At 53.6% G+C, this 12,930-nt stretch carries 9 protein-coding genes and 1 pseudogene; 8 read left to right on the top strand and 2 right to left on the bottom strand.

Annotated features, from left to right (window positions below):
* Nucleotides 1-580 precede the first annotated feature (580 nt).
* Both AC3WQH_RS22820 and AC3WQH_RS22815 read right to left on the bottom strand, forming a co-directional pair.
* Complete coding sequence (locus tag AC3WQH_RS22820) at nt 581-1,909, bottom strand: MFS transporter (RefSeq protein WP_007787208.1); 1,329 nt, start codon at nt 1,907-1,909, stop codon at nt 581-583.
* Nucleotides 1,910-2,222: 313 nt separating this feature from the next.
* Nucleotides 2,223-2,981, bottom strand: coding sequence for an IclR family transcriptional regulator (locus tag AC3WQH_RS22815; protein ID WP_152344150.1), 759 nt, complete (start codon nt 2,979-2,981; stop codon nt 2,223-2,225).
* Between the two features lie 332 nt (nt 2,982-3,313).
* Here AC3WQH_RS22815 and AC3WQH_RS22810 point away from each other — a divergent pair, with 332 nt between their 5' ends.
* From AC3WQH_RS22810 to AC3WQH_RS22775, 8 genes and pseudogenes are all read left to right on the top strand, one after another.
* Nucleotides 3,314-4,735 carry a lyase family protein gene (locus tag AC3WQH_RS22810; RefSeq protein WP_492332264.1) on the top strand — a complete coding sequence of 474 codons (1,422 nt, stop codon included), beginning with the start codon at nt 3,314-3,316 and terminating at the stop codon, nt 4,733-4,735.
* Entirely contained in the window at nt 4,716-6,248 is a 1,533-nt protein-coding gene (locus tag AC3WQH_RS22805) for an aldehyde dehydrogenase family protein (RefSeq protein WP_007787201.1), read from the top strand. The genes AC3WQH_RS22810 and AC3WQH_RS22805 overlap by 20 nt, the downstream gene beginning before the upstream one ends.
* A gap of 70 nt (nt 6,249-6,318) precedes the next feature.
* Nucleotides 6,319-7,437: a Zn-dependent alcohol dehydrogenase gene (locus AC3WQH_RS22800; RefSeq protein WP_327991549.1), complete on the top strand. Its 1,119-nt coding sequence runs from the start codon at nt 6,319-6,321 to the stop codon at nt 7,435-7,437.
* Between the two features lie 826 nt (nt 7,438-8,263).
* Complete coding sequence (locus AC3WQH_RS22795; RefSeq protein ID WP_327920867.1) at nt 8,264-9,220, top strand: sugar kinase; 957 nt, start codon at nt 8,264-8,266, stop codon at nt 9,218-9,220.
* A gap of 46 nt (nt 9,221-9,266) precedes the next feature.
* Entirely contained in the window at nt 9,267-10,286 is a 1,020-nt protein-coding gene (locus AC3WQH_RS22790; protein WP_327920869.1) for a zinc-binding alcohol dehydrogenase family protein, read from the top strand.
* An 11-nt stretch (nt 10,287-10,297) separates the two neighbouring features.
* Nucleotides 10,298-10,916 (top strand): annotated as a pseudogene (locus tag AC3WQH_RS22785) (bifunctional 2-keto-4-hydroxyglutarate aldolase/2-keto-3-deoxy-6-phosphogluconate aldolase).
* A gap of 12 nt (nt 10,917-10,928) precedes the next feature.
* Nucleotides 10,929-12,005: a mannonate dehydratase gene (uxuA, locus tag AC3WQH_RS22780; RefSeq protein WP_327920871.1), complete on the top strand. Its 1,077-nt coding sequence runs from the start codon at nt 10,929-10,931 to the stop codon at nt 12,003-12,005.
* The gene (locus AC3WQH_RS22775) at nt 12,002-12,838 is read left to right on the top strand and encodes an SDR family oxidoreductase (protein WP_327920873.1); all 837 of its coding nucleotides are present in this window, start codon (nt 12,002-12,004) and stop codon (nt 12,836-12,838) included. Before uxuA ends, AC3WQH_RS22775 begins: the two co-directional genes overlap by 4 nt.
* Nucleotides 12,839-12,930 lie beyond the last annotated feature (92 nt).

Here is a 12,930-nt window from a genome sequence, read left to right as displayed (position 1 = left end):
GAGAGAAAGTGTTTTCGAGGATGGGGCCTGTTTTTGGACAGAAAGGTAATCCTCGAAAAAAGTGCGGAATGTTGAGGGCTTTGACTATAAGTAAAGCCTTGGCATTACTGAGTTGTTCATGCCGACCAAGGTCGGTTACATTGAGGACCCGAGGTACGAGGGGACTGAAACTTTGTTTTTTTGTATGTCACCCCTTGTTGTTATCTTTGTTACATTAAGGACCCGAGCAACGAGAGCACTAAACCCTCTCCCCCACTTGTCAGAATAGCCGATTCATGCACCCATGCCTCAACGTATGGGAAGGCTCAACAAAATTTTTCCCAAAATTGCAGCAAAAGCCGAATGCTCCATAACCTGCACAAAAGCCTGCATGTAAAACACACCACCTGCCTCATTACTCGCACCCCCATTTCACCCAAATCCCAAGTAGCACGAACCCGAAGAAGCCATCGACATCCCACAAGAAACAATCGCCCCACCCCCAAACCCTCTGCCCAGCACAGCAACCCCAAACAACAACAAGCCGCATCACCTGCGAAATGCAGAAGATGCGGCTCTTTTCTTTTCGTTACTGACCGAATCAAGCAGATTTCTGTATATCGCTCGCCTCGCTCAGCGACAAGTTTTTCGTTTCAGGCGCCCAGGCGATGGACACCAGTGTGCCAAGCACCAAAACGGCTGTCAGGGCGAGCATCGTCGGGTGAATCCCGTAGCTGTCGATGCCGATGGGCAAAAGGAAAGTGCCGATGGCCGAGCCGAAGCGGCTGAAAGATGTCGCCAGCCCTACGCCGCTTGAGCGGACTTCTGTCGGGAAGCTCTCTGCCGGGAAGACGCCGACGAGGTTGCTGACGGCGGACATGATTAACGTAAAGACGGCAAAAACGAGAATCATCAGGAAGGTCATACTCTCAGGCAGCACAGTCAACAGGAACAGCGTCACGGCCAAAACGATAAACGAACTAATCAAAAAGCCGCGGCGGGAAAACTTGATGGTGAACCAGATGCCCAGGATGGCACCGACGACGAGCAAGGCGTTCAGCAGCAAATCGGTACCGAAGTTTTCGCTCAGGCCCATCGTTTCCAAAATCGCGGGCAGAAACGTGTAGATAGCGAAGTAAGGGATAACCAGGCAAACGAAGAACAGGCAGTTAAAAGCTGTACGCTTGCGCATGCCTTTGCTGAACAGGCGGGCGAAGCTGCCTTGCGTTTTCGGAACGGGTGTCTCGTCATCTAAAACAATGTTGGGGCCGAGATACTTTTTGACGATTTGCCGCGCCTCATCGATTCGGCCTTTGTTAATCAGCCAGCGCGGAGATTCGGGCGTACCGATTCGCAGGAGCAAAATAATGACAGCAGGAAGGGCAGAGGAAGCCAGCATCCAGCGCCAGGCGTCAGGTCCCAGACTGAGCAGGTTCATGCCGATCACGGTAGAGGCGACGTAACCGACTGTCCAGATGACGCTGAAGGAGCCGAGCAAAACACCGCGATGCTTTTTGGGCGAAAACTCGGCCAGCATGGTGTGGCCGACACTGTAGTCCCCACCCATTCCAATTCCGATCAGGATGCGCAAGAGAAAGAGCTGTGCGGGAGTTTCAGCGAAAAATTGCAGGAAGGAGGCCAGGGTAATCAGGATAAAGCTCAGGACGAAGATTTTTTGCCTGCCGATAAAGTCAGAAATATACCCGAGAATCAGACTGCCGAGAAAAAGACCGATCAAGGCAGAGCTGCCGATCAGGCCCGTCCACAGCGGGTCCAGATTCATTTGCGGTTTGATGAGTGTGAAAGCGATTCCAATAATACCTAACACATAACCGTCAGTGAAGTGGGCGCCGAAAGTAAGCGCTGCCATCTTGATGTGGAATTTGCTCAGCGGAGCGTCATCCATTTTGATCGTTTGACTGCTGTTCACATGAACTCCCCCTTGTTGAAAGACTGAAAAGCTTGCGGTTCGCCGAAGTAGGGATTGGGCGAGGTGTATCCAAGTTGAAAAAGAAGGACCGTTCATAATGTGAACTATTTATTCGCAATGTGAAACTAAAGTGATTATATGATTGAGTGTCGAGAATTGTCAATCATTTTTCAAAATGTTCATGCCGGGCCTTCGGCGGGCTGATTTTTCTTAGAATAGCCCAATCGCCGCAAAATAAAAAAGCCTGGCGCATCATAACTAACGCACCAGGCTTCGGGTCTGTCCCGTGGGAGCGGCTCCCTTTTTGCTGCACTCATTGCAGGTGATCGGCGATGTCGCGAGCTGCCGCGAACAACTGCTCTGTACAGGCCAATACTTTTTCCTCGGTAAACCGGAAGTTCGGCCCGCAGACGCTGATGAAGGCAACGAGCGCATTTCGCTTGTCAAAAATAGGGGCGGAAATTCCGTTTTCGTTTACATCCAGCTCGCCGAGGACGATAGCGTAACCGAGCTTTTTGACCTTCTCGATTTCTTGGCGCAATCGCTCAGGATCTGTAATCGTATTCGGAGTGATTCGTTCCAGGGGCTGCTCCAGGTAGTAATTGAGCTCTTCTGCTGAAAAGGTACTGAGAAGCACCTTGCCATTGGAGGTGCAGTGCAAAGGCAAAAAGACGTTCACATAGTGAGCAACCCGCACGCTGTTCGCCGGGTCGATCTGGTCGATGGTCAGCGTGCCATAGTGCTTCGGAACGCTGAGCAGCACCGTTTCCTGCGTCTGTTCGCGCAATTGCTCCATGCTTTTTCGGGCGCGGCGAATGAGCGAGCCGTACTGCGGGGCTTGGGCAGCAAGGCGATGGGCGGCGTAGCCGAGCAAGTACCCTTTTGTCAGCGGGTCGCGTTCAATATAGCCGTGATTTTCAAGCGTTCCGATCAGTCGCCATACCGTTGTCCGATTCATTCCGGACATTTCGGCCAAATCTACGATGGAAATGGGGTCTTTGCTCTCGCCTACGAGTTGGAGGAGCTGCAGAGCACGATCGACTGCTTGAACAGATGAGTTTTCCTGTTTCATGTGCACGTTTACACTCCATTATTTTTTTCCAATGTAGATCATTATAGCGTAGATTTTTGTTTGAAAGCTATCCGTTTGTGCAGCTTCCTGCCCGCAAGCCTGCATGGAGGAAAGCCAAACAGACGGCTTCGCCGAGAAAAATTGTTTGTTTGACATCGGGAAATCGACGAATTATAATCGCGTTAAGTTCATATAGTGAACGAAATGTTCGTATTGTGATTAAATTGTCGTGTCTGCAAATAACGGCCCTTGGTCTTTTTCTTTCGGAAAAGCCACGAGCCAGTGTAGGGCTGGAGCGACGAGGATGCTTTGTTATTTGCAGAAGATGGCAGTTGCCATGTACAGTAGGGGGCAGCCTGACTTCCCCCTTTTGGGAGGCGGTTTACATTTCCTGTGACGGATGGGTAGCAACGAGAAAAGAACAGGATTCGTTTGGCACGGTGGAGATTCCACAGGAGGCGCTTTACGGGATTCAAACCGTGAGAGCGTTGCAAAATCTCTCGTTTTCGGGCAAGCGCCTGGGGCAGTATCCCACCTATATCGCTGCGCTGGCGCAGGTGAAGAAGGCTGCGGCACGGGCGAATGAACGAGCGGGGGTACTTGCTGCCGATATTTGTGCGGCAATTGAAAAAGCTTGCGACGAGCTGATCGCCGGAGCGCATCTGGAGCATTTTCCGGTCGATATGTTGCATGGCGGCGGCGGGATTGGAACGAACATGAACGTCAACGAGGTGATTGCCAATCTGGCAAACGAGCATGCGGGGATGGCGCACGGGACGTATTCTCCGGTTCATCCGGTCGATCATGTGAACGCTTCCCAGTCCACGTCAGACGTTTGCCATACGGCGATGCGCATGGCGATTGTCCAGGAGTACGAGGGCCTCAACGAACTGCTGGCCCGCATGCAAAAGACGTGGGAAAGGCTGACGACGAACCTGATGAGCGTGACGACCATTGCCCGAACATGCTTGCAAGATGGCATGCGGGTCCAGTTGGGCGAGACGTTCAGCGGGTATGGGGCAGTCATTGGGAGGCGCCATGCCGCATTGACGCATGCTGTACAGCAGTTGAATGCCGTCAATTTGGGCGGTACGGTCATCGGCTCGGGAGTGGGAGCGCCAAAAGCTTATCGCGATGCGGTTCTCTCCGAGCTTTGCGAGGTGTCCGGCCAAAAGCTGCATCATCGGGAAAACTTGTTCGACGCGGCGCAAAACATGGACGATCTGGCGCAAGTCTCCGCGCAACTGTCCTTGTTGGCGACGTGTTTGTTGAAAATTTCCAAAGATTTGCGCCTACTGTCATCCGGTCCGGAGGCTGGCTTTGCAGAAATTACGCTGCCAGGCGTGCAGGCGGGGTCTTCCTTTTTCCCCGGAAAAATCAATCCGGTCGTACCCGAGACTCTCATCCAAAGCTGCTTTCAGGTTTTGGGGTGTGACCGGGTTGTCCAGGCGACGCTTGCGCATGGCGAACTGGATTTGAACGTATTTGAGGGAGCAGCGGGAGCCAATATTTTGGATGCGTTGCAGATGCTGAAGCAGTCCCTCGCCCTTTTCCATGAGAAATGTCTGGCGGGCATTGAAGCCAACGAAGCAAGATGCGCAGAGCTTGCCAACAGCTTCATTCCGCTCGTGGTCGAGTTGAAAGAGAAGCACGGGTACAGCTTCGTTTCCCGGCTGCTCAAGGAACAAGGCAGGGAAGGGGTCAAAAGCTTTTCGCGAAACGGAGGTCATCACAGTGAACGAGACAAATGCTAAAAAGCAATTTGAAGGAATCGACCAGCCGAAGCTGGCGTGGGCAAAAGAATGGCTGCAACAGACGAAAAAGCTGTATATCAACGGCCAATGGGCAGACAGCACAGGGGATGAAATCATTACGTCGACGAATCCTGCAAACGGTCTCATCAACGGTTCGTTCCAGGTAGCGGCTCCAGAGGACGTCGATCGCGCAGTCGCAGCGGCACGTGCGGCTTTTGACGATGAGAACGGGGCATGGCGCAAGACAACGCGCAAGGAGCGGGCAAAAATTTTGCGCAAGATCAGCGCCCTTCTGGTCGAGCATCAGGCGGAGCTGGCCACGTTGGAAACGCTGGACAACGGCAAGCTGTACACCGAGTCCTACAAGGACGACGTGCAGGAAGCTTCGGATGTGTTCGAATACTACGCAGGCTGGACAGACAAATACTACGGGGAAAACAATCCGGTCGAAGGCAACTTCCTGAGCGTAACTACCCGGGACCCGATTGGCGTATGCGCGCAAATTGTGCCGTTCAACTTCCCGATTGATATGGCCGCGTGGAAGCTTGCTCCTGCCCTTGCCATGGGCAATACGATCATCCTGAAGCCTTCGGAGGAAACGTCTTTTTCTGCCATCCGCTTGTTTGAGCTGATTCATGAAGCAGACATTTTACCGCCGGGCGTCATTAACCTCGTGCTTGGCGCAGGCAGTGTCGGTTCGCAGTTGAGCCGCCATATGAATGTGGACAAGGTGACTTTTACAGGAAGCACGGCTGTGGGCAGACAGCTTGTCCGGGATTCCGCCGATTCCAATCTCAAGCCCGTCTCGCTGGAGCTGGGCGGCAAATCCCCGAATATTTTGTTCAGCGACGCACCGAATTTGGAGGCCGCGATCGAACGTTCTTTTTACGGGCTGTTCACGCATAAGGCGGAAAAATGTTCAGCGCCGACCCGGCTGTTCGTGCAGCGCGACATTTACGAGCAAGTAGTCGAGCGGCTTGCGGCGATGGCTGACAGCTACAAGCTGGGAGATCCGTTTGACCCGGAGACAGACCAGGGCGCACAAGTGTCCAGAAAGCAAATGGAGCGCATCCTGGGCTACATCGCGAGCGGAAAGGAACAAGGCGCGCGCGTAGCGGCAGGCGGCGAGCGCGACCTGACCGGAGACAATGCCAACGGCTACTTCATCCGCCCGACCATTTTTGCCGACGTGCACAACAAAATGAAGATCGCGCAAGAAGAAATCTTCGGTCCGGTGCTTTGCGTGATTCCGTTTGACACCGAGGAAGAAGTGGTGGAAATGGCGAACGACACCGTCTACGGCCTGGCGGCAGGTTTGTGGACAGGCGATATGTCGCGCGCGCATCGCGTGGCAAACAAGCTGCAGGCAGGCCAAGTATTCGTCAATCGCTACGGCTGCTATGACTTCGCAAGCCCGTTCGGCGGCTGGAAGCAAAGCGGTTGGGGCAAAGAGTTTGCGATTCACTCCTTGTCATCCTACACAAAGGCAAAAGCGATCTGGTTTGCCTACTGAGTTTGCGCTTTTCCTTGCGTTACCAAAGCTATTCCACTACGAGTTCAGTCCGCGAAAGAGGGAGTCAGACATGAAAATGAGAGCAGCCGTGATGACAGGCGTCGGCCAACCGCTTGCCATCCAAGAAGTCACACTGGACGTACCAAAAGCAAATGAAGTCTTGGTCAAAATAGCAGCAACAGGCGTCTGCCACAGCGACCTGAACGCGCTGGAGGATGCGAGCACGCCATTTCCAACCATTTTGGGGCACGAGGGCGCCGGGATCGTCGAAGCCGTAGGGCCGAACGTCACAAAAGTAAAGCCGGGCGATAAAGTAGCGCTGAGCTGGGTTCCGTACTGCGGCACCTGCGAATTTTGCGTGACGGGCGATGTACATTTGTGCGAGGCGGCATTCGGTCCGATGTTTGAGGGAACCTTGCTGGATGGCACGAGCCGTCTGAGCAAGGAAGGCGAAAAGATTTACCACAATTCGCTCTTGTCTACCTTTGCTGAATATACCGTTGTCCCGGAAATGTCCTGCGTCAAGCTGCCGGACGAAATGCCGCTCGCGCAAGCTTCGCTGATCGGCTGCGGCGTCGCGACCGGATACGGCGCAGCCGTTCACGCCGCGGGTGTGACCCCAGGCAGCACGGTAGCAGTATTCGGTATCGGCGGCGTCGGAGTCAACGCGATCCAGGGCGCGCGCATCGTCGGCGCTTCCAAAATCATTGCTTGCGACATGAAGCCAGCCAACTTGGAGATCGCGAAAAAATTTGGCGCGACGCATACGATTCTCGTAGGAGAAGAAAATGCGGAGGAACGGCTGAAAGAGCTGACGGACGGATTCGGCGTTCACTTTGCCATCGATTGCACAGGAAACACGCATGCGACCCAGAGCGCCTGGAAAGGTACGCGCAAAGGCGGCACCGTCGTCGTCATTGGCGCGTTCCATCCCGCTAAAGAAATTACGCTCCCAGCCGGCGGCTTCCACCGCGTCGGCAAAGTGCTGAAAGGCAGCTTTTACGGCAACACCCAGCCATTCCGCGACTTTCCGGCGATCGCCAGGCTGTACCTGGACGGAAAGTTCAATCTGGACGATCTGGTGCTGGACCGCATCGGGCTGGACGAGATCAACAAAGCTTTTGACTCGTTCCACGATGCATGCTGCATCAACGTTGGCAGAACGGTTATCGAGTTTTCTGAAAACTAGACAGAGGGAGCGTTCCTCCTGCTTGCACTCGCGCTTGGGTGGAGCAGGAGGTTTTTTTGTGGAAGGGGTTGTTGACAGGATGGGCATAGAGTGGGGGACAGCGGGAAAGAAAGTGGCTCCTGCAACGGTGTTATCTGTTATCGTCCGTACGGATCGCTTTTTCCATCTGGGGGATCGTGTGACGGAAAATATCAGATAAAAGTAGCGGAGATGATTTTGGGTGTTGTCAAATTATTTCGGATGGGCGTATTTGTTTTGGTGGAGTGAAGTTCTTCTTTATTTTTGCCGGATTTTTGGCTCACCAAGTGTAGTCGATCCAACTTGGCAATGTGAGCGTGCGGGGGTGAGAGGGGCGAAGGTCAGACGTTTTGCCCCCAACAGATTTCTCTTTTCCCGCCAATCCATCCCAGCATAAAAAGCGAATGCTGCTTTTCACTAATCACCTACCTTCATTATCCTTGACGTTCCAAAAGTAATGCATGATGCCCCCTCCCATCATGGCTGCCTCGCTTACAGCAGCGCCTCGACGACTTTTCCCAAAAAGCATCCCCCAACACATGCCCCTACCGACCAGTCAACCAGCCATTAATCCCCCTCCCCAAAAACCCAAAGAATTTTCTGTTGATTTCGCAAAGTCTTTAAATTATAATTTTAAAAAAGTCAACTAAATCGGTTTATATATTTTTTACTCACTAACTAAACCGATTTATCAAAACCTGAGGAAACAAAGCTTGCCAACAAGCAAATAAAGCAACCAAACAACAATCAAGCAGGCAATCAATCCTCACAACGCATTGGTGCATGGCTTAAAGAAGGAGGATCTGTAATGTCGTCAAAATATGGCGTTTTTACATTAGGGGACGCCATGGTTACGTTAAATCCGTCAGTAACGGGACCCTTGCGATTTGTCCCTGCGTTTGAAAGGAAGGCTGGAGGAGCGGAGTTCAACTTTGCGATCGGTTGCTCGCGGCTCGGGTTGCGGTCGAAGTGGTTGAGCCGTTTGGGACAGGATGAGTTCGGGCGGTTCATCTACAATTTTGCCCGCGGGGAAGGGATCGACGTGGAGGATGTCGCTTTTGTCGAAGGCTATCCGACGTCGGTGAACTTCAAGGAAATCCGGGAGGACGGCTCCGGAAAAACGTTTTATTACCGCTATCACTCCCCGATCCTGACGTTGCAGCCAGGTGATATTACAAAAAAGATGTTCGAGGGAATCCATCTCATCCACATCACGGGCGTGTTTCTGGCGATTGACCCGAAAAACGTGGAGATTGTCAAGCGAGTGATCGAGGTCGCGCGGCAAAAGAGCATCCCGGTGTCGTTTGACCCGAATATCCGCCTGAAGCTGTGGACGATTGAGGAAGCGAGAGCTGTGTATGCGGAGCTGTTCCCGTTTGTCGATATTTTGCTGACGGGACGAGATGAAATCGAGCTGATACTCGGAGATGCCTCGGAGGCTGCGCTTGTAGAATTTGCGAAGCGCTTCCAGATCGAGCAGTTGGTTATCAAGGACGGGGCTAACGGGTCCAAGGTGTACCACAATGGCGTCTGGCATGTGAAAAAAGCTTTCCCGGTCGTGCCCGTAGACACGGTTGGCGCAGGGGACGGCTTCGATGCCGGCTACATTTACGGTTACTTGCACGGCTTGCCGCTGGACCGCAGACTGGAATTTGCCAATGCGGTAGGCGCGATTGTGACGACCGTGTCGGGAGATAACGAAGGGTTGCCTTACGCCGAGGAAGTGTGGTCCTTTTTGCAAAACGAAACCGTGATTGCCAGATAAGCAGCGACATGGGCGCTATCCATTCTTTCAAAAAGTAGGTGGAAAAATGAAAGCGGTTCAAGTACGAAAAGCACATGAGCTTGTCATCCAGCATGTAGAGAAGCCCCAGATTTCCAACCCGACCGATGTGCTGGTAAAAGTAAAGCGAGTCGGGATATGCGGCTCGGATATGCACATTTACCACGGGACAAATCCGCTTGCGACTTTGCCGCGGGTGGTCGGGCATGAAGTAGCCGGAGAAGTCGTAGCCGTTGGCGAGAAGGTGACCAGTGTCCAGGCAGGCGATCATGTGGTGGTGGAACCGATCCGCTATTGCGGAGCGTGCTACGCTTGCCGCAAAGGTCGTCCGAATGTGTGCGAAAAGCTCTCCGTGTTTGGCGTCCACGAAGATGGCGGGATGCGGGAATGGTTTGTGCTTCCTGAAAAGCAGCTCCATGTGGTGGACGCTGCGCTGCCGTGGGAAGAAGCCGTTTTGGCGGAGCCTTACACAATCGGTGCGCAAGCCGTGTGGAGAGGGGAAGTCGAGGAGGGAGACACTGTCCTGATTCAAGGAGCGGGGCCGATCGGGATTTGCATTCTGAAGATGGCGAAGCTCCGGGGGGCAACGGTGATGATGACCGATTTGAGCGAGCAGCGCCTGGCTTTTGCCAAGGAAAACGGCGCAGACGTCACGGTGAACGCCGGACAGGAAGACGTGCGCCAACGCGTGCAGGAGTGGACGAATGGCGAAGGCGCGAATGTCGTGATTGATGCGGTTTGCTTGCCGATGACGTTTGAGCTGTCCTTCGACGTTGTTTCGGTGGCTGGGCGGATTGTCGTGCTTGGCTTTGACGAGCGTCCTTCCGCGATTCCGCAGTTGCCGATCACGAAAAAAGAAGTGACGATCAAAGGCTCCAGACTTCAGACCAACCAGTTCGGCAAAGTAGTCAAACTGCTGAACGAAGGAAAGCTCCGGCATAACGGGCTGGTCACGCACACGTTTTCGCTCGATGAGGTCCAGCAGGCGTTTGATTTCGTAGAAAGTCATCCAGAACAAGTGCGAAAAGCGATCATCGTATTTGAGTAAGGAGGAAGCGAATGGATAAATACGCGGTGATTCAGCAAATCATGAAGACGAAGGTCGTCGCGGTGATTCGCGGACAGACTGGCGAGGAAGCGGTTCAGCTCTCAAAAGCGGCGATAGAAGGCGGGATTCGCGCCATCGAACTGACCTATACGACTCCGGCTATTGCTGATGTGTTCCGGGAGCTGCAGCATACAGACGCTCTCCTGGGTGCCGGTTCCGTCATGGATTCGGAAACGGCACGGCACGCCATATTGGCAGGCGCCAAATTCGTCGTCCTCCCATTTTATTGAAAGCGTTGCCGAGCTGTGCAATCGCTACGGAGTTCCGTATATGCCGGGCTGCATGACGATTCGCGAAATGACGCTGGCTCTTGAGGCCGGATGCGATGTGTTGAAGCTGTTCCCGGCCAACCATTTTGCGCCTTCCTTCATCAAATCGGTCAACGGTCCGCTGCCGAACGCGCGCATCATGCCGACTGGCGGGATCAATCTGGACAATGTGCAGGAATGGCTGAAGGCAGGGGCGGTTGCGGCCGGAATCGGCAGCGACTTGAACAAAGCGTTCCAGAGCGGGGGCTATGAAGCCGTCGTGGAATTGAGCAAACAATATATGCAAAAGAGTGCAGAATAACGGGGGTGCGCCATGAATATCACGTTCAGATGGTATGGGAGAGGCAATGACACGGTAACGCTTGACCAGGTCAAACAAATCCCGGGAGTAAAAGGGATTGTCTGGGCATTGCACCAAAAGCCTGTCGGAGAAGTATGGGAAAAAGCAGAAATCCAAGCGGAAATCGACTACATCCAATCCTTTGGCTTCCACGCCGATGTCGTTGAAAGCGTTAACGTCCACGAGTCGATCAAGCTGGGCAACGAAGACCGGATGAAATATATCGAAAATTACAAAGAGACGATCCGCAACCTCGGCGCAGCCGGAGTCAAAGTCATCTGCTACAACTTCATGCCGATTTTTGACTGGACCCGCACCGAAATGTTCCACCCGCTGGAAGACGGCTCCACGGCTTTGTTTTACGAAAAAGCAAAGGTGGATAACCTCGACCCGCAGGAGCTTATCAACACAGTGGCAGCCGCTTCCGACTTGACGCTGCCGGGCTGGGAACCGGAAAAGCTGGCGCGCATTTCCGAGCTGTTCGAAGCCTACAAACATGTAGATGAAGAAAAGCTCTGGGAGAACCTGGGAATTTTCCTGAAAGAAATCTTGCCTGTCGCGGAAGAAAGCGGAATCAAAATGGCGATCCATCCGGACGATCCGCCATGGTCGATCTTCGGCTTGCCGCGCATCATCACGGGACCTGAAAGCTACGAGAAGCTCATTGCGATTTCGGATTCCCCGGCGAATGGCATTACGATGTGCACAGGCTCGATGGGGGCCAACCCGGAAAACGATATGGTGGAAGTCGCGAAAAAGTACGCGTATCTCGCTCCTTTTTCCCATATCCGCAATGTGAAAATTTATGAAAACGGAGACTTCGTGGAAACTTCCCATTACACCCAAGACGGCTCTATCAACGTACAGGGTGTGGTGGAGCAGTTGAGCAAGCAAAACTACACCGGCTATGTCAGACCTGACCACGGGCGCCATATTTGGGGAGAGGTTTGCCGCCCTGGCTACGGACTGTACGACCGTGCTCTGGGGATCATGTACTTGCTCGGCTTGTGGGATGCCCATGAAGCAAGCAAGGCGGCGAGCAAGCAATGATTCCGATTCACGAAAACTTAAACGGAAGAGTCGCCGTCATCACAGGCGGCAGCGGCGTATTGTGTTCGAGAATGGCAGAGGAATTGGCGCGCCACGGGATGAAGCTGGCGATTTTGAACAGGACGGCGGAAAAAGGACAGCAGGTAGTCGACAGCATCAGCCAAGCAGGCGGAACCGCCATGGCGATCGCAGCGGATGTCCTGGACAAAGCTTCTCTCGTCGCAGCCAGAGAGCAGATTTTGGCAGCATACGGCCGCGTAGACATGCTTATCAATGGCGCGGGCGGCAACCACCCTGATGCGATCACCGCTGCCGAGACATACGAGGAAGAGGCGGACGGAAAATCGTTTTTCGACTTGGAGGAAAGTGGTTTCTCGCAAGTGTTCTCGAGCAACTTCACGGGCACATTTTTGGCAAGTCAGGTGTTCGGGAGAGCGTTGCTGCAAGCGGAAGCACCTGTTATCATCAACGTTTCGTCGATGAGCGCCTACTCCCCGATGACAAAGGTGCCCGCCTACAGCGCGGCCAAGGCTTCCATCAACAACTTCACCATGTGGATGGCGGTTCACTTTGCCGAGGCTGGGCTGCGCGTGAATGCGATCGCTCCCGGATTCTTTTTGACGCAGCAAAACCGCAACCTGCTGCTGAACGAAGACGGCAGCTACACAGCCAGATCGAACAAAATCATTACCGCTACGCCGATGAAGCGGTTCGGCCAGCCGGAAGACTTGCTCGGCACACTGCTCTGGCTCGCCGATGAATCATACTCCGGCTTTGTCACCGGGATCACGGTGCCTGTCGACGGCGGATTCATGGCCTACTCCGGCGTGTAAACAAACGTGGCAGCCTGACGCAACAGTCGCATTCGAATCGTGGACATGGATGGAAAAGGTGCTCTCTTTACAGCCGCAAACGCAAGGGAAAT

It is taken from the genome of Brevibacillus sp. FW301-21C12A (assembly GCF_058788915.1).
The sequence above is the reverse complement of the archived record's forward strand: the minus strand, read 5'-3'. Positions and strand labels throughout refer to the sequence as shown.

Bases quoted from the DNA above. Each gene is read 5' to 3' on its own strand.
- AC3WQH_RS22815 (WP_152344150.1), bottom strand. From the start codon at position 2,981: ATGAAACAGGAAAACTCATCTGTTCAAGCAGTCGATCGTGCTCTGCAG.
- AC3WQH_RS22800 (WP_327991549.1), top strand. From the start codon at position 6,319: ATGAAAATGAGAGCAGCCGTGATGACAGGCGTCGGCCAACCGCTTGCC.
- AC3WQH_RS22795 (WP_327920867.1), top strand. From the start codon at position 8,264: ATGTCGTCAAAATATGGCGTTTTTACATTAGGGGACGCCATGGTTACG.
- AC3WQH_RS22790 (WP_327920869.1), top strand. From the start codon at position 9,267: ATGAAAGCGGTTCAAGTACGAAAAGCACATGAGCTTGTCATCCAGCAT.
- uxuA (WP_327920871.1), top strand. From the start codon at position 10,929: ATGAATATCACGTTCAGATGGTATGGGAGAGGCAATGACACGGTAACG.
- AC3WQH_RS22775 (WP_327920873.1), top strand. From the start codon at position 12,002: ATGATTCCGATTCACGAAAACTTAAACGGAAGAGTCGCCGTCATCACA.